At 59.1% G+C, this 18755-nt stretch carries 7 protein-coding genes; 4 read left to right on the forward strand and 3 right to left on the reverse strand.

Annotation, left to right across the window (positions count from 1 at the left end):
• Positions 1-405: 405 nt before the first annotated feature.
• Together HKK53_RS00915 and HKK53_RS00920 are read left to right on the forward strand one after the other, a co-directional pair.
• Positions 406-11448, forward strand: a complete 11043-nt coding sequence (locus HKK53_RS00915) for a peroxidase family protein (protein ID WP_169368888.1) — start codon at positions 406-408, stop codon at positions 11446-11448.
• A gap of 193 nt (positions 11449-11641) precedes the next feature.
• Positions 11642-11965 carry a hypothetical protein gene (locus HKK53_RS00920; RefSeq protein WP_178117436.1) on the forward strand — a complete coding sequence of 108 codons (324 nt, stop codon included), beginning with the start codon at positions 11642-11644 and terminating at the stop codon, positions 11963-11965.
• Positions 11966-12369: 404 nt separating this feature from the next.
• On the opposite strand, the gene HKK53_RS00925 is transcribed toward HKK53_RS00920, so the two are convergent.
• Positions 12370-12594, reverse strand: coding sequence for a hypothetical protein (locus HKK53_RS00925; protein ID WP_169368889.1), 225 nt, complete (start codon positions 12592-12594; stop codon positions 12370-12372).
• 60 nt (positions 12595-12654) lie between these two features.
• Between HKK53_RS00925 and HKK53_RS00930 the strand changes: the two genes are divergently transcribed.
• Complete coding sequence (locus HKK53_RS00930; RefSeq protein WP_169368890.1) at positions 12655-15462, forward strand: multicopper oxidase domain-containing protein; 2808 nt, start codon at positions 12655-12657, stop codon at positions 15460-15462.
• A 193-nt stretch (positions 15463-15655) separates the two neighbouring features.
• Here the strand turns inward: HKK53_RS00930 and HKK53_RS00935 are convergent, their stop codons facing one another.
• Entirely contained in the window at positions 15656-16486 is an 831-nt protein-coding gene (locus HKK53_RS00935) for an alpha/beta fold hydrolase (protein WP_169368891.1), read from the reverse strand.
• Between the two features lie 313 nt (positions 16487-16799).
• On the opposite strand from HKK53_RS00935, the gene HKK53_RS00940 reads away from it, so the two are divergent.
• Positions 16800-17504, forward strand: coding sequence for a hypothetical protein (locus HKK53_RS00940; RefSeq protein WP_169368892.1), 705 nt, complete (start codon positions 16800-16802; stop codon positions 17502-17504).
• A 92-nt stretch (positions 17505-17596) separates the two neighbouring features.
• Here HKK53_RS00940 and HKK53_RS00945 read toward each other — a convergent pair whose 3' ends face one another.
• Positions 17597-18670 (reverse strand): NAD(P)/FAD-dependent oxidoreductase, encoded by a 1074-nt coding sequence (locus HKK53_RS00945; RefSeq protein ID WP_169368893.1) that lies wholly within the window; start codon positions 18668-18670, stop codon positions 17597-17599.
• Between the last annotated feature and the right edge of the window lie 85 nt (positions 18671-18755).

Raw genomic sequence — 18755 nt, forward strand, 5'->3', positions numbered from 1 at the left:
CGTAATATTGACAGCGCTTGGCTATGCAACTTTAGTCATGTGCAAGGGCGCCCGTCTGAAGCCTGCCATCGCTTCGAAAGTGCAAGGCACGGTGGTCCTGAAGGAGCATGGCATGTCGATTATTTCGTTCTGTAGCACCGTGACGGAGCTGTTCAGGAGGTTCGCTACGACTTCCCGATTCCATGGCCCACCAGCGGCCCGGAATCGCTCTGCCTAATCGCTTAGCGACCTTTCATTTCGCGAATTCCAGGCGCGCATTTCCGGGCGCAGGGGACGGCTTTGCCTCACCCACGCCTGCTCTCGCCAAACAACCGAACCAACGAACTGCGCAAGCCAGCACCTGACTGGGCGTGGGAGGGTTTCATCGTCCCGTGCCTTTCTCCCAATTAGATCGAGGACACCGCAATGGCCAATTTCAACAAGTCGGACCTGGAATTCATCCTCAAGCAAATCTTCATCGCAGAAGCGCATGCCGACGGCGCCAGCCTCAGTGATTTGCTCCCCAACAGTCAGGTGCCCTTCGGCCTGCGCACCGTCGATGGCAGCGACAACAACCTGGTCGCCGGGCAAAGCGAGTTTGGCGCCGCGGACAATTCCTTCCTGCGCCTGCTTGATGCCCAGTATCGAGCGGCCTATGCCGCGTCAGGGACGGTGGTCGACCCGCAGCCACGGATTATCAGTAACCTGATTGTCGACCAGACCGCCAACAACCCGGCCGCAGTCGCGGCGAACGGCGGTGCAGACCCGGTGATCAGCCCCGGTCTGGATGGCGTGTTCGGCACGGCCGACGACAAGGAAGTGTTCTTCATCCCCAACGTGTCGGCGGATGCCGGTCTGACCGCCGGCTTCAACTCGTGGATGACCTTCTTCGGCCAGTTCTTCGACCACGGCCTCGACCTGGTCACCAAGAGCAGTACCGACTTTGTGTTTGTTCCGCTGCAGCCGGATGATCCGTTGTTCGTGCCGGGCAGCCCGACCAACTTCATGGTGCTGTCACGTGCTGTGCATACCCCCGGCGCGGACGGAATACTCGGCACTGCCGATGATGGCCAGCCCAACACCACCTCGCCGTTCGTGGACCAAAGCCAGACTTACAGCTCGCACCCCTCGCATCAGGTGTTCCTGCGCGAGTATGTCCTCAACGCGGCCGGTGACCCTGTTGCAACGGGGCGCTTGATTACCAACCGCGATCTCGGCGGCGATGGCAAGTTCGGCACGGCCGATGATGGTGACGGCACAAATGGCGGCATGGCGACCTGGGCAGTGGTCAAGGCCCAGGCCCGTGACATTCTCGGTATCAACCTGACCGACGCCGATGTGCACAGCGTGCCGCTGCTGGCAACCGATGCGTATGGCAACTTCATCCGGGGGGCGAGCGGCATGCCACAGGTGGTGATGCGCGTCAGTAACGGTGCTGACGGGATCGCCGGGACAGCGGATGACGTCACGCAACTGGTCGAAGGCAACCGGGATGCTCCGATCAGCCTGGCCAACGCCATGAGCGCCGGGCATGGCTTCCTCGACGACATCGCCCACAATGCCGCGCCGGTAGTCGTCGGCGGGGTTCTGCAGGCGGATGCTGACGCCGATATCGGCAATGCTCAGCCGGTTGGCGCAGGCGGCAACAACCTGACCTACGACAACGAACTGCTCGACGCTCACTTCATTGCCGGCGACGGCCGGGTGAACGAGAACATCGGCCTGACCACCGTGCACCATGTGTTCCACTCTGAACACAACCGCCTGGTCCAGCAAACCAAGGACACCCTCCTTGCCGCCGGCGATCTGGCCTTCCTCAACGAGTGGCTGGTGGACGACGTGGCCGCGATACCGACTACACCCGCCGGGATCGCGGCGTTGGTGTGGGACGGCGAACGCCTGTTCCAGGCCGCCAAGTTCGGCACCGAGATGCAATACCAGCACCTGGTGTTCGAGGAGTTTGCGCGGACCATTCAGCCGCAGGTCGACGCATTCCTTGCCCCTAACGGGTATGACACCTCGATCAACCCGGCCATCCTCGCCGAGTTCGCCCACGTGGTGTACCGCTTCGGTCACTCGATGTTGACCGAGACCGTCGATCGCTTCGACCCCGAATTCAATCCGCTCCTCACTGACCCGAACAACCCGGACTCGCAACTGGGTCTGATCGCGGCCTTCCTCAACCCGCTGGCGTTTGTCGGCAGCGGGGCGACGGCGGACGAAGCGGCAGGGGCGATCATTCGCGGTGTGACCCGCCAACTCGGCAACGAGATCGACGAGTTTGTCACCGAAGCGTTGCGCAGCAATCTGCTCGGTTTGCCGCTCGATTTGCCGGCCCTGAACCTGGCGCGTGGTCGCGACACTGGCATCCCCACGTTGAATGAAGCGCGCCGTGAGATGTACGCATCAACCGGCGACAGCCAACTCACGCCGTACATCAGTTGGGCTGACTTTGCGGACCACCTCAAGCACCCCGAGTCGTTGGTCAACTTCATCGCGGCCTATGGCACGCATGACACGATTACGGCGGCGACCACCCTGGCAGACAAACGCGCTGCAGCCTTGGCGCTGGTATTCGGCGGTGCGGGTTCACCGGCTGATCGCCTGGACTTCCTCAACAGCACCGGTGCCTATGCCAACGTAACGCTGGCCGGTAAGGATGGGCTGCTGGGGACTGCCGACGACGTGACGGGTGTGACGATCACGGGTCTCGACGACATCGACTTCTGGGTCGGTGGCCTCGCCGAGCAGAAAATGCCATTCGGCGGCATGCTCGGCTCGACGTTCAACTTCGTGTTTGAAACCCAGATGGAGGCGTTGCAGGACGGCGACCGTTTCTACTACCTGTCGCGTACCGCGGGCCTGAACTTCGGCACCGAGTTGGAGAACAACTCCTTTGCCAAGCTGATGATGCTCAACACCGATGTCACCCACCTGTCGAACACCGTGTTCCTGACGCCGACGTTCACCCTCGAAGTGAATCAGGCCAATCAGTTCACTAACCTTGGCGCGGACGGCAGCGCCGATCCAACGGGCGGCCTCACGATCAACGGCGTGGAAATCGTGCCGCTGGTGATCCGCGACAACCCCAACACCGTGGGTGGGGACAGTAATTATCTGCAATACACCGGTGAAGACCATGTCGTCCTGGGCGGTACCGCTGGTAATGACATTCTCGTTTCCGGTGATGGCGATGACACCCTGTACGGCGACGGCGGCAATGATCGCCTCGAAGGCGGCGCCGGCAACGATGCGGTACTGGGCGGCGCGGGCGATGACATCATCACCGACTCGTTTGGCGACAACCGTCTGGAAGGTAATGCCGGTAACGATGTGATCATCGCCGGTAGCATGCTGGTTGGAGGCAACCTGATCCTGGGGGGCGATGGCCAGGACTTCATCATCACCACCGAAGACATCAGCACCACCTTCGGCGGTCAGGGTGACGATTTCATCCTCGGTGCCAAGACCAACCTGCCAGCTACCGGCAACGAAGGTGATGACTGGATCGAGAAGGGCACTCAGGACGGTGCGCCTGGCGATAACGCTGCGCCGTTGCTCAATGACGATACGATCGGCAACGATATCTTTGTCGGCGGTGGTGGCTTCGACGAAATGATCGGCGAGGGGGGTGATGACATCTTTGTCGGCAGCGATGCCCAGGACAATATGGACGGCATGTCCGGTTTCGACTGGGTGACCTACAAAAATGACAGGGTCGGCGTGACCGTTGACCTGACCATGGCCGAGCTGGCGCAGCCACACGGCAACGCGCCAAACCAGAACACCGGGGTGTTCAATCCGGTCGGCGCCTCGCCGGCCTCGATTCTCGACCGTTTCGCCGAGGTCGAAGGCTTGTCCGGTTCGAAATTCGCCGATGTGCTCATGGGCGATAATGTTGATGCGGACACTATCATCAACCACGGCGGCACCACGGGCAGTGCACTGACCAATGTGGCGTTGATCCGCGGACTGGAGCAGTTTCTGGCCGATGCGGGCTTGCCGACCACTGGCTTTGCCACGGGCAACATCATCCTCGGTGGCAATGGCAGTGACTTGATCGAGGGTCGCGGTGGCGATGATCTGATCGATGGCGACAAATGGATCAACGTCAGAATTGCGGTGTATGGCCCCAACGACGTCAACCATACCGGCCCTGAAATCGCCACCTTCGACAGCATGGTCGACATGATCCCGTTCATGATGGACGGCACCTATAACCCAGGTCAGCTCAAGGCGGTGCGGGAAATCCTGCCCGGCACTTCGACAGGCGGGGCGGCTTTCGACACTGCCATTTTCTCCGGCCTTCAGTCTGAGTATGTAGTGACGCGTGACACCCGCGGCACGGCCAATGTGGCGGACGATGTCTGGACAGTGACCGATACCGAAGTGGGGCGCGACGGCACCGATACCTTGCTGCATATCGAACGCCTGCAATTCGCCGATACCCAGCAAGTACTGGTGCCGGATCTGAACGCACAACCGTTGGGCAGACCGACCATCGCGGATGGAAACGGCGGCGCGATCACCGTGGGCGACACATTGACGGTGAGCATGGCCGGAGTGCGCGACTCCAACAACATCGCAGCGGGTAACCCGCAGGGTTTCGTCAACAACGCCTCCGTGTCCTACTATTGGCAGTTCGAAGCCGACCCTGGCACCGGCGTGTTCGAAGACATCATCCTGCTGCCAGCGGGTGACCTGGCGTTCCAAAGTGCCGACGGCACCACGTTCAAGGTCTCGCCGGATCTTGCCGGGCTGGCACTGCGGGTCAAGGCGATCTACCAGGATGGTCATGGCACGACTGAGGTGGTGTTCTCGCAACCGACTGATGGGGTGGCTCCCGGCGAGCCGGTTGTGCCGACGGCGCAGACACCGGTGGTCAATGCCACCGCGGGTGGCGAAGGCCTGCACATGGTCCGCTCCGACCTCAACTTCATCCTTGATCAGATCAAGATTGCCGAGGCAGACGCGGCCGGTCAGGACATCCTCTCGCTGATCCCGAATATCCGCGCGCCGTTGGGCTTGCGTGCGGTCGACGGCTCGAACAACAACCTGATGAACCTCAATGGCATCAACAACACCGAGTTTGGCGCCGCGGATAACACCTTCCCGCGCTTGACCGATCCGGTCTTCAATCCGGCGGAAGGTGCTCCTGCCGGCTTCTTTGGCCCCGGCTCGCCGGCCATCCCGGGATCGTCGTACCAGCAGACCAGCGGCTCAGTGTTTGACTCGCAGCCGCGCACGATCAGTAATCTGATCGTCGACCAGACGTCGAACAACCCGGCGGCCTATGCCACGGCTTACGACCCGGGTACGGACGGTGTGCTCAACTTCGGCACGGTGGGTAACGACGACGTGCTCAAGGATGGCGTACGAATAGTCGCCAGTCCCGGCATGGATGGTCAGTTCGGTACTGCCGACGACCACGATGTGTACCTGTTCGAGAACACCGCGGCGGATGCGGGGTTGTCTGCGCCGTTCAACGCCTGGATGACCTTCTTCGGGCAGTTCTTCGATCATGGGCTGGACCTGCTTACCAAAGGCGGTTCAGGCACCATCTTCATTCCGCTGCAGCCGGATGATCCGCTGTATGTGCCCGGCGGCAACACCAACTTCATGGTGCTGACCCGCGCGACCAACCAGCCAGGGGCGGATGGCGTTCTCGGCACGGCCGACGACATCCATGAGCACACCAACACCACGTCGCCATTCGTGGATCAAAACCAGACCTACAGCTCGCACCCATCCCACCAGGTGTTCCTGCGCGGCTATGAGCTGACCGACAACGGCCCCATCGCGACCGGCAGATTGATTACTAACCGGGACCTGGGAGCAGATGGCAAGTTTGGTACCGCAGACGACAGCGAAATCGGTGGTATGGCGACCTGGAAAGTGGTCAAGGCGCAGGCCAACGACATTCTGGGTATCCGCCTTACCGATGCCGACGTCGAAAACGGCCCGCTATTGGCGACTGACGCCTATGGCAATTTCATCAAGGGGCCGAACGGCTTCCCGATGGTCGTGATGAAGGGCGCTGACGGTCTGGGTGGCACGGCTGATGACGTGCTTGTCGAAGGCAATCCGCTTGCCCCCATTAGCCTGGCCAATGCGGTGCGCACCGGTCACCAGTTCCTCGCCGACATTGCCCACAATGCAGCGCCGGTGTTCAGCAGTGGTGTGCTTGTGCCTGACGCGGACACCGCCATTGGCAACGCAGTGCCGTTCAATCCGCAGACCGGGGCCAACCTGGCCTACGACAATGAACTGTTGGATGCGCACTACATCGCTGGCGACGGCCGGGTCAACGAGAACATCGGCCTGACCGCGGTGCATGCGATCTTCCACGCCGAGCATAATCGGCTGGTCGCGCAGACCAAGGACACCGTGCTCGATTCGGGTGACGTGGCCTTCCTCAACGAATGGCTGCTCAATCCCGTGAGCGCGTTGCCCGCCAACCAGGCTGAGATCGATGCGCTGGTGTGGAATGGCGAGCGCTTGTTCCAGGCTGCCAAGTTCGGCACCGAGATGCAGTATCAGCACCTGGTGTTCGAGGAGTTTGCGCGGACCATCCAGCCCAGGGTCGACCTGTTCTTCGCACCGACCCAGGTCTATGACGTTGACCTCGATGCCTCGATCGTCGCCGAGTTCGCGCACACCGTGTACCGGTTTGGCCACTCGATGCTGACCGAGACCGTCGACCGCTTCGACGTCGATTTCAACGTGGTGGGTGATCCGAACAGCGCTGATCCTGATCAGCAACTGGGCCTGATTGCGGCGTTCCTCAACCCGTTGGCGTACGCCGCCAGTGGTGTGACGCCCGAAGATGCGACCAGCGCAATCGTGCGTGGGATGACTCGGCAAGCCGGTAACGAAATCGACGAGTTCGTTACCGAGGCGCTGCGCAACAACCTGCTCGGCCTGCCGCTCGACCTGCCGGCGATGAACATCGCCCGTGGCCGCGATGTGGGGATTCCTTCGCTCAATGCGGTCCGCCGCGACATCTACAGCCAAACCGGTGATACCCAACTCAAGCCGTACATCAGCTGGGTCGATCTGGTGCAGCACCTCAAGCATCCGGAGTCGTTGATCAACTTCATCGCAGCCTATGGCACGCATGACACGATCACCGCGGCGACCACGCTTGAAGATAAACGCGCCGCAGCCCTGGCACTGGTACTGGGTGGTGAAGATGCGCCGGCTGACCGCTTGGCTTTCCTCAACGGCACCGGTACCTGGGCCAACGTAACGCTGGCCGGCAAAGATGGGTTACTGGGTACTGCCGACGATCTGAAGGGAGTGACGGTCACGGGGGTCGATGCTATCGACCTCTGGATCGGTGGCCTGGCGGAAGAGAAAACCCCGTTCGGCGGCATGCTTGGCTCGACCTTCAACTTCGTGTTCGAGAACCAGCTGGAAAAACTGCAGGACGGTGACCGCTTCTACTACCTGGAGCGTACTGCTGGCCTGTCGATGAACGCCGAACTGGAAAGCAACTCGTTCGCCAAGCTGATCATGGCCAACACCTCGGCCACGCACCTGCCGGGCCTGGTGTTCTCCGACCCTGGGTTCTATCTGGAAAGGGATCAGAGCAAGCAGTACAACGATGGCCTGGGTAACGCCGATCCGCTTGGCGGGGACGGCGAACAGGTGGTGTTCCGCGACAACCCGCTGACCGCGGAGCCGGACACCAACTACATCCGGTACACGGGTGAAGAGCACATCGTGCTGGGCGGCACCAACAATGCCGACATCCTCATCGCCAGTGAAGGCGATGACACGGTCTGGGGCGACGGCGGCAACGATCGCATCGAAGGGGGTGACGGCAACGACCAACTGCGCGGTGGCGCTGGCGACGACATCATCACCGACCGCGGCGGCGACGATAACATCCAGGGTGGCGACGGCAACGACGTGCTGCACGGTGGCAACGGCGTCAACCTGATCATTGGCGGGTTCGGTAATGACTTCATCATTACCGGTGAGGACGCTTCCGAGGCTATTGGAGGCCAGGGCAACGACTTCATCCTGGGCAGCAAAGCCAACGAACAGGACATGGGTAACGAAGGCGACGACTGGATCGAGAAGGGCACTTCGGACGGTGCACCTGGCGACAACTTCGACCCGGCTGGCAATGACCCGGTGATCGGCCACGATGTGTTCATCGGCGGCAACGAGAACGATAAGTTCAACGGCGAAGGCGGCGACGACATCATGGTCGGCAGTCTCGGCCTGGGTGACCGCTATATCGGCGGCTCAGGCTATGACTGGGCAACCTTCAAAGGGCTCGCCCAGGGCGTGACGATCGATTTCACCGACCGGTTTTTCGATGTTCCGCCGGTACCGGGTTCGGGGGCTTCGGCGCTGGTGCGTTTCGACATCATGGAAGGTCTGTCGGGTTCATCGCACGGTGACTTCCTGCGCGGTGATAACGAAGACGCCACAACACTGCCGGGCGCGGGTGCAACTGGCAGTGTGCTGACCAACATCAACCTGATCAACGGCCTGGCTGATTTGCTGCCAGCCGGAGCGACGTTCTTCGATGGCGGCAACATCATCCTCGGCGGTAGCGGCAGCGACCTGATCGAAGGTCGCGGAGGTGATGACATCATCGATGGTGACAAGTGGCTGAACGTACGCATCAGCGTACGGGCGAACGCTGATGGCACTGGCCCGGAAATCGCCACGTTCGATAGCATGGAGCCGATGGTGCAGCTAATGCTGAACGGTACTTACAACCCGGGTCAGTTGGTCATCGTGCGGGAGATTCTGACCGGCGATAACAGCTTCGACACTGCGTTGTTCTCCGGTAATTTGGGGGAATACGGCATCGAGATCGATGGCGACACGGTCATCGTGACCGACTCGGTGGCGGGGCGTGATGGCGTCGATCGTCTGACGGGCATCGAGCGTCTGCAGTTCGCTGACGTGGCGCAGTCGTCCGGAGTGGGCACCGCGCAAAACAACGACCCATCGGGTCATCTGGCAATCCTCGATGCGGCCACCGGTGTACGTGACGAAACGCCTGTCGCCGGCCAGTTGCTGCGCGTCAGTGATCGCGGGGTACACGACGCGGACAACCAAAGCGTGGCCAACCCGACCGGTGCGGTGACCGGCGGGGTGGCTTACTACTGGCAGGTTGAAAACATTCCTGGGTCGGGCATCTTTGAAGACATCACCTTTGTCGCCGCAGGCGAGGCAACGCGGGCGACTGGCACCACCTTCCGGGTGGGGGCCGATGAGGCGGGTCTGAACATCCGCGTCCGGGCGGTGTACCAGGATGCCAAGGGCACGCTGGAGATCGTCGACTCGTCCGGGAACAGCACACCGACCGAAGGGCCGACCGTTACCGGGCTTGCCGTGCAGAACCAGGTGTTGACCGCTGACCCGGCGAGCATCATCGACCTCGATGGCCTGAGCAATCCGCAGTTCACCTACCAGTGGCAGGCGAACGACGGGCTTGGCTTCGTCAACATCAATGGCGCTACCGGTAGCACGTTCGCGCTTGGCCAGGCTCAGGTCAACCAGGAAGTGCGCGTGGTGATCGGTTACGTAGATGCTTTCGGTGTGGCTGAAAGCGCTACGTCCAACATCCTGGGGCCGGTTGACAACGTCAACGATGCGCCGACTGCAGGGCCGACCGTAACCGGGCTTGCACAGCAGAATCAGGTGTTGACGGCTAACCCGGCGAGCATCATCGACGTTGATGGCCTCAGCAATCCGCAGTTCACCTACCAATGGCAGGCGAACAGCGGGTCTGGCTTCGTCAACATCGCCGGCGCTACCGGTAGCACGTTCGCACTTGGCCAGACTCAGGTCGGCCAGTCAGTGCGCGTGGTGGTCGGTTACGTGGATGACTTCGGCGCGGCCGAAAGCGTTTCATCCAACGTCCTGGGGCCGGTGGCCAACGTCAACGATGCACCGACAGGCGCGTTGCTGATCAGCGATACGACACCGGCTCAAGGGCAGGTGCTGACCGCGCTGACGGCTGGGATTGCCGACGCGGATGGGCTGGGCACCTTCACCTTCCAGTGGCAGCAAGGTGTCGGCGGGTCCTTCACTAACATCAACGGCGCGACTGCTGCAACCTTCACCCCGGGTGTGGCGCAGGGCAATCTGCAACTGCGAGTGATCGTGCGCTACACCGATGGTTTCGGCACGCTGGAGTCGGTGACCTCGGCGGCGACGGCGGCCGTTCCGGTACTTGCTGGCGTGGTGCTGCAGGGTAACGCTTTGGCGAACTCCCTCACCGGCACCGTAGGCAACGATGTGCTGCTTGGCCTGGGCGGGAACGATACGCTGAATGGCCTGGCCGGTATCGACCAGTTGTTTGGCGGCACTGGCAACGACATCCTCAACGGCGGAGACGACAACGACGTCCTCAATGGCGAGGACGGCAACGACACCCTCAACGGTGGGCTCGGCGCAGATGCCATGAATGGCGGTGCCGGCAACGACACGTTTGTGGTCGACAACGTCGGAGACCTTGTCACCGAGGCGCTGGGTGGTGGTACCGATCTGGTGCAAACCAGCCTGACGAACTACCTGCTCGGTGCCAACGTCGAGAACCTGACCTACACGGGGGCCGGTAACTTCACCGGTACCGGTAACGCGCTAGCCAACACGATCACCGGCGGGGTGGGTAACGACGTCCTCAATGGCGGTGCAGGTGTTGACCGGTTGGTGGGGGGAGCCGGCAACGATACCTACGTTGTCGATGTCGCCGCAGACGTGGTGGTCGAGGTGGCGGGTGGCGGTACGGACACCGTGCAGACCTCGCTGGCCAGCTACACGCTGGGCGCTAATGTCGAGAATCTGACCTACACCGGAGTCGGCAACTTCGTCGGCAACGGTAACGGGTTGAACAACGTCATCACTGGCGGAGCGGGTAATGACACCCTCAATGGGGGCGACGGCAACGACATCCTTACCGGCAACGGCGGCAACGACACACTGAATGGCGACGCTGGAAACGACCAACTGTTCGGTGGCATTGGCACGGATATCCTGAACGGCGGTATTGGCGATGATAGCCTCGACGGCGGTGACGGGGCGGATGTATTGAACGGTGGAGCAGGCAACGACACGCTGGTTGGTGGTGACGCTAACGACACATTGTTGGGTGGTATCGGCAATGATTTTATCGATGGCGGTATTGGCAACAATACGGTCACTGGCGGTGCCGGCAACGACATGATGGTTGCCAGCAGTGGCAACGATATCTTCATGTTTGCAGCGGGCTTCGGGGCCGATCAGATCATCGGCTTCGATGCCAACGCGGTGGGAGGCCAGGACCGGCTCGACATTTCCGCGTTCGGCGTCACTGCTGCGACCTTTGCGGGCATCGTCATCATCACCGATATCGGTGCGGATACCATGATCAGCTCCGCTGGCGCTGAGTCCATCCGCCTGGTCGGTGTGGCCGATGCAACAACTGTCACTTCCGCAGACTTCATTCTCGCCACTTGAGATCTTGGTCGGTACTGTCGCACGGCGCGTGGATAGCGCAGGGGAGGGCAATGGATGCCCTCCCGTTTTTTAAAGAGCCTGGTCGTTAGTTCGGCCGAAAATGCGCGTACCACCCTGTCAGAACGGTATGTCGGTTCGTGGAAAACGCTCGATTAACTATTTGACCAGATAATGGAAAAAGGGGAGTCCGACCTTGAACATTTCAACGTCTTTCGCCATGAGCAGCCTGTTGTTTTCGCTCGCCGCTTCCGCTACCGGGATTATTCCGGTCTTCGACCTGGACTTCACCCGAACAGCAACAACAACGCTGCAAAAACTGGGCATCAATGACGCGTGTATTATCTCCGCTTCAAATCCCGATGCGTTTACCTATTGCCGAGAAGGGTCGTCAACGCTCTGGAAGTATCAAGTGCTGGATCTAGAGCAGCAGGCAGCAATGCAAATGGGCGAAATGCGGCCTTCGACGGGCTATCATCGAATTACTGTCGTGCAACTCAATAGCACTGCCTGCGAATAAAGTTACGTTGCGCCAGTGGTAAAACCGGTTATTAATCGCGGACTTATCCTCGCCTGCTCTCCCTGTTTCTGTTTATTGTGTTTCGACACGCCCGCCCAGTTGTAAGCCAAACGTGATGAAGGCTCCCCGCAGAATCTTAATTGCTGAACAGGCATATAAGACTCCAGGCTGCGCCTATCGAAGAAATGAAAAGCATGAGTACCAGCGTGAGGATGAGCGGCTCGCCTTGCATGAAAGTAACTCCTCAAAAGGGCTGGCAATGCGCGCCTGATCGGCGGCGCAGGTGTTTTTCAAACATCGTTTGCATGTAAAGGAAGTGCCTTTGAAGGCGTTAGTTAACACACAGCATTCTCTATGCCAAAAAACTTAATAACCTATAACTCCTGGCCGGCAACGCGGCCTGATTACATGGCCAGTTCGCCAGCAAAAAAGTTGATACAGGACGCGGGTAATACAGCCCATTTGTGGGGAATTCCGCTCACTGTGGGTATGGCAATATCACTCAAATGGGTCACCTGATAATGGGGGTGAACTTTCCCCGCTAGCGGGTGCCTTGCCCCACCATTGGCATATGGATATTTATAAGCCGTTGTTTTGTTGAGTATTAATACTTCTTTAAAAACTGTCATTTCTGGCGAGTTCCTTGCACTGGCCCCATTACCCCATTCACCACTTCGAGGCGGCTAGAGATGGACAGTAAAGCGCGGCACCCCTTCAAATGGTTCGGCCTCCTGACGCCTCTGAGCGTCCTTCTGACAATGGCGCTGGGCACGGCGACTCTGCGTGCCAGCCCCATCGATGACGAGCGACAACCAGAACCTTCCGACCCCTCGGCTTACCACGATGAACCGGCTGACAAAGCAGGAGCCTTGAACGCCATTTTGACCATGCCCCCGGCTAACCTCGACTCCTTCGACTTACCGGCTGGCGTCAAAGGCAGCAAAGACACCACACGCCTGGAAAACATCCTGCCGCCAGCGGTGCAGACCAGTTTCAATTACCCTACTAACGGAAAACCCAGCCCGCTGTACGGGGCGCTGCCGTTCACTCAGCAAATGGCGTTGTTCGAAGAATTCGGTCTGGAAAAACTCGACCCTACGACACCGGCGGCACTGTTGCCGTTTCCACCCGCCGCCATCGGCCCGCTGCCGCAACAAGATCCCACCAGCGCCGCTCGTAGCGCCCCACCGAGTACGGCGCTCGACGCGTTCTTGCGTCAACCAGGCTTGACTCCGTTCCCCAGCCATTATTCCAACGTGGTCGACCGTAACCCGTGGCAGAAGCAAATCGAATTTTTCCTCAACCGCCGTATCGGCTCCTCGGCTGAAGGCCGTCCGCCAGGAAAAGGCTGGTCGCACCAGCGCTGGAACGAGTTCTACCCGCAGGCTGCCTACAAGACGGTGCAAACCGGCGCACGGTTGAATACCGGCTTGCGTGACAGTCGTCAGATGCACCGCTATGCCATGGGCGAGTTTGGCCCCGGTGGCCTCTATTACAATGTGGCTGGCCTGCCGGCGACCGCAGGGACCTCCAAAGGCGTTGAACCGCGGTTTCACCCGAAAATGCCGATACAGAATCACAACTCGGTGTGGACCTTCGATGGCACCTTGCCGCCCAAATTGCTCATGGTGCGTTACGGGCAACCCGTGTTGATGCGCCACTACAACGGCTTGCCGATCGACCCGTCGGCAAACATGGGATTTGGTCTGCACACAATCACCACCCACGAACACAACGGTCACGCACCGGCGGAAAGCGACGGCTATGCCAACGCATTTTTCTTCCCTGGGCAATTCTATGACTATCGCTGGCCAATCCAGCTGGCCGGCTACGACAGCATCAACACCAAGGCTGAAGACCCGCGTGCAGCGTTTCCGTGCGCGCCGGGCGAAACCCTGTGGACCAACGACCTCACCCCCAGCCGCAAGACCTGCGACAACGGCATGATCAAGGTTCGCGGTGACTGGCGCGAAACCATGAGCACCCACTGGTTCCACGACCACATGCTCGATTTCACCGCGCAGAACGTCTACAAGGGCAACGCGGCGATGATGAACTACTACAGCGCCCTGGACCGCGGCAATGAATCGGTGAATGACGGCGTCAACCTGCGCCTCCCCAGCGGCAGCGCCTTGCCCTGGGGTAACCGCGACTACGACGTTAACCTGATGTTTGCCGACAAGGCGTGGGATAAGAACGGTCAACTGTGGTTCAACCCGTTCAACACTGACGGCTTTCTCGGTGACCAGGTGCTGGTCAACTGGAAGTGGAAACCGACCCTGGACGTGCGCGCCCGCAGCTATCGGTTCCGTATGCTCAATGGCTCCGTCTCGCGCTACTTCAAACTGGCGCTGGTGCGCGAGATCAAGGGCACCAGCGGCGAGTTCCAAGGGCCTGTCGGGTCAGGCGTGTCGTATGCCCGCGTGCCGTTCCACATGATTGCCAACGACGGCAACATCATGGAACACAGCGTACCGTTCGACGGCACCATGGACCTCGACGCCGACGGTGATAAACAGAACCACAACGCGATCCTGCCAACCCTGGGCATCGCCGAGCGTTTCGACATCATCGTTAACTTCTCGAAAAACGGGGTCAAACCGGGCGACAAGCTGTTCTTCGTCAACCTGTTGGTGCATCAAGACGGCAAGGGCCCGGAAGAACCCGTCTCCCTGGCTGACGTGTTGTCCGACAAATACAAGGCGATCCTCAAGCAAACCAGCAAGGGGCCGAAGTGGGAAGACGGTGATCCGGCGGTAGGCAAGGTGTTGCAATTCAACGTCAAGGCGTACACCGGCCAGGACCTGGCCATGGACCCGGCTGCTTATGAACCGGCCAAACCGGGCAAGGCTGAAGGCCTGGTGATGATCCCGCTGAAGATTCACCGCGAAAACGCCGCCGATAAAGCGTTGCTGGCCAACGCCCGTCACCGCACCTTCACCTTCGGCCGTTCTGATGGCACCGATGAAGCACCGTGGACGGTCAAGACCGACGGCGGTTTCGGGTTTCGCATGGACCCGCGCCGGCTGAACGTCTCGACCAAACTGGCCAGCGGTCCGACCGACGCGGGCGTCACGGGGTACGGCACGCTGGAAGTGTGGCACATCAAAGGCAGCGGCACGGGCTGGAGCCACCCGGTGCACGTGCACTTCGAGGAAGGCATCATCCTTAGCCGTGGCGGCAAGCTCCCACCGGAATGGGAAAAATGGGCACGCAAGGACGTGTATCGCATCGGTTCGGAAAAGGATGGTACGGACAATGTCGAGATAGCGATCAACTTCCGCGAATTCGCCGGGACGTACATGGAGCACTGTCACAACACTCAGCATGAGGACAATTCCATGCTGCTGCGCTGGGACATTGAAAAACCCGGGCAATTCCAGCTGATGCCGGTTCCGTTGCCCAGCTGGGATGGCGTGCGCTACGTCAACTCCGCCGCGCTGCCAACCTTCCGCACTGGCGATGGCTACGGCCCTAAAGCGGTGGTCACACCCTGAACCGCGAGGGAGCCGACATGAACATGCATACGTCGCGCTCCCTCGCCCTGGGCTGCTCCTGATTTTGATAGGGGTCACCTGTCACCATATTTGCCGCTCCGAGGCTATCAACCCTTCCTTGTGGTGATGTGAGAAGCGATCAGACCTTATCGACGCCGCGACGGCGATCAGACCGCCGTCACGACGTGAGTGCTCAACCGCGAATAAACGCCAACAAATCAGCATTGATCTGATCCGCATTGGTCGTCGGCATACCGTGCGGGAAGCCCGGGTAGGTCTTGAGCGTTGCATGCTTCAACAGTTTGGCCGACAGCGGCGCCGAGTCGGCAAACGGCACAATCTGATCATCCTCGCCATGCATGACCAGCGTCGGCACCTCAATCGCCTTCAAATCTTCTGTGAAATCAGTCTCGGAAAACGCCTTGATGCAGTCGTAATGCGCTTTGGCGCCGCCCATCATGCCTTGACGCCACCAGTTATCGATGACGCCCTGCGAGGCCTTGGCCCCGGGTCGATTGAAGCCATAAAACGGCCCCGCTGGCACGTCCACATAAAACTGCGCGCGGCTGGCAACCAATGCCGAGCGGAACCCGTCGAACACTTCCAGGGGCAACCCGCCGGGGTTCTTCTCCGACTTGACCATGATCGGCGGCACCGCACTGATCAATACAGCCTTGGCCACGCGCCCCGGTTTGGCTCGCGCGGTGTAGCGTGCAACTTCACCGCCACCGGTGGAATGGCCGACATGAATCGCGCCCTTGAGGTCGAGCGCATCGGTCAGCTCGATGACGTCGGCGGCGTACGTGTCCATTTCATTGCCTTCCCACGTTTGCGTCGAGCGCCCGTGCCCGCGACGGTCGTGGGCGATCACCCGGTAGCCTTTGAGCAGGAAGAACATCATCTGGTTATCCCAGTCGTCCGCGCTCAAGGGCCAGCCGTGGTGAAACACGATCGGCGTCGCGTCCTTCGGACCCCAATCCTTGTAGAAAATCCGCGTTCCGTCTTTGGTCGTGATTGCGTTCATGGCGTGTATCCCCTTGTGATCTGGTGGGTGTGGGGTGTGCAAAAGGGAGCTGGCTCGTGGTCGCGAACGACGGGGCACGAACGGGCTTGGTCAGTGTAGAAGACGGGCGGGGAGGGGCGCTTTGAAGCGATGGGTGGGCTTGGCGTTCTTCGAAAAAATATCTGTCCCCCGTTTTGACTTATTTTGACCGTTAATTTAAAGCATTCCATGCTGCCGATTTGCGACTCGTAGTTATGCCTCTTGCGTAACTCCCCATAGTGACTACGCTAGATTACTGGCAGTAAGCCATTAACTAAAAAGCTGGGGGATCAGCATGAAAAAGATACTGTTGCTTCTTTTAGTGATGTTGTCAGGCTGCAGCACATCTAACGTTTATCTTGGTATCCAAGGTGCGGCTTGGCGAAAATACGAGGCTTTTTCTGCACCGCAGTTTGCAGTGGGAGTGATAGAGACGTCTGGGAGAAATCGATTTGATCCGAAGGGAAGTATCAAGGTTTCTGATTTTCCGATTGTAGCGCAAACTACGATTTACTCAGCGGAAACTGCGCAGGCGGCCATCGAAGCTGAAGGTAAAATGAAACCTGGCACGGTTGATTTGAACGGACGCTACAAAACTGAAATAGAAAATCGTCAGTACGGAACATATGTGATTTTTCGGACATTAGAGCCATATACACTCGTTAAAATAATGAATGCTCCGGAAAATCGTACAATAATGGAGCAGCTGAAGGCAGAGTCACGCCAGCCGGTAATTATTACTGGTACTGCGGTATCGTACAGAAATATTAGCAATTCAAAGATTCATCAGTCTCTGGAAGGTAATGCTTCGATCAGCATTGGTGTCGTAGACACTCCATCGGTTCGTCTAGGTGTAGAGAATAGCAGTGAGAAAAGTACTGTTCTCAGTGACGGTACAGTCTTCGCTTATGAGTACTCTGTAATCCAATGGGATAGTAGCGTTGCTTATGCAAGGGTTAAGGGCCTTGAAATAGATAGACCCGCAAATCCGTGGTTCTAACGTGAAAAAGGGACAGATCTATTTTCTTCGATAGCCGACTGGAAAATAGATCTGTCCCCTTATAGCCGAAAATAGATCTGTCCCCTTATAGCCTACGCTTGGAAGAATCGATCGGGCCGGCATGGGCAAAGGGCACTGGACGCCTTGTCATCGATGATTTCCTCGCTGGCAAGGCGTCCCACTACCGCCGCCAAAGTCACTCCAGGGTGCATTGCACAAACATAGACGCCGCCCACTTTTGGTAGATAACCAATGACGGGGATGCCATCGGCAGGCATGGGCCTAAGTCCGACACAAGCCCATTCCGGATCTATGGAAACAACACCATGGAGTTCGTTCTGGATGGTCTTGGCAGTTCGAAGCGCTATCGCTGCCGGCTGATTTTCCATGGCGTCGTCCAGGTAATCTTCTGCCGCCAGCAACGCACCATCCGAACTTTGTCTCACTTCCATTTCAGGGCTGGAGATGAGGGTGTGCACGAGATTGGGTTGTGACTTGTAACGGATGAAAATGGCAGGCGAGGCCTCTATTGGCAGGGACACTTCAAGCATGTCTGCCAGCTTCGTGATGCCTGTTCCGGCTGCCAATACGACAATATCGGCATCGATGATGCCTTTTGTTGTTTCGACTCCGGTCACCTTTGCACGCTGGGTTACAAAGCCGAGCACCCGCGTCTGAGTGAGAATCTTCGCCCCATGTGCCTGGGCACCTGCGATCAACGCATGCGTAGCTGCCACTGCGTCCAGCGCCCCTTCTTCAGCCACATACACAGCAGACTGAGGAGGATTCTTGAGATTTGGTTCAAGGTCGAGAATCTGCGATCGAGACACCAGGTTTGCCCAAGCTTGGCTACCTGAGATCTGCAGCTCTCCACTTGCCATCACGCTGTAAGACAAGGCTCCTGTCCATCGTATCTTCAGACCAGGCAGCTGCGTTTCGAGTCGGCGGTACTCCTTGATTGCAGAACCGCGCAGTTGCGCAATTGGGTCAGGTTCGGGGTGTGAGGTATTGATCCAAGCGAATGAACTGCCAGTCACTCCCGAAGCTATTCCTTGAGCCTCGACCAAGGTGACATTCGCGCCTTTACCGGCCAAGTGATACGCCAATGACGCGCCCACGATGCCTGCACCAATGACAACAACCCGTTTACCCTGACCATTTCCCATATCAACCTCCGTTCTGTCGATGTGCCGATGGTACGACAGCTGGATGATTTCATGACATGAGAGCCTGATCGTTCAGGACGCTTTT

The sequence above is a fragment of the Pseudomonas sp. ADAK7 genome (assembly GCF_012935675.1).
Taxonomy (GTDB): Bacteria; Pseudomonadota; Gammaproteobacteria; order Pseudomonadales; family Pseudomonadaceae; genus Aquipseudomonas.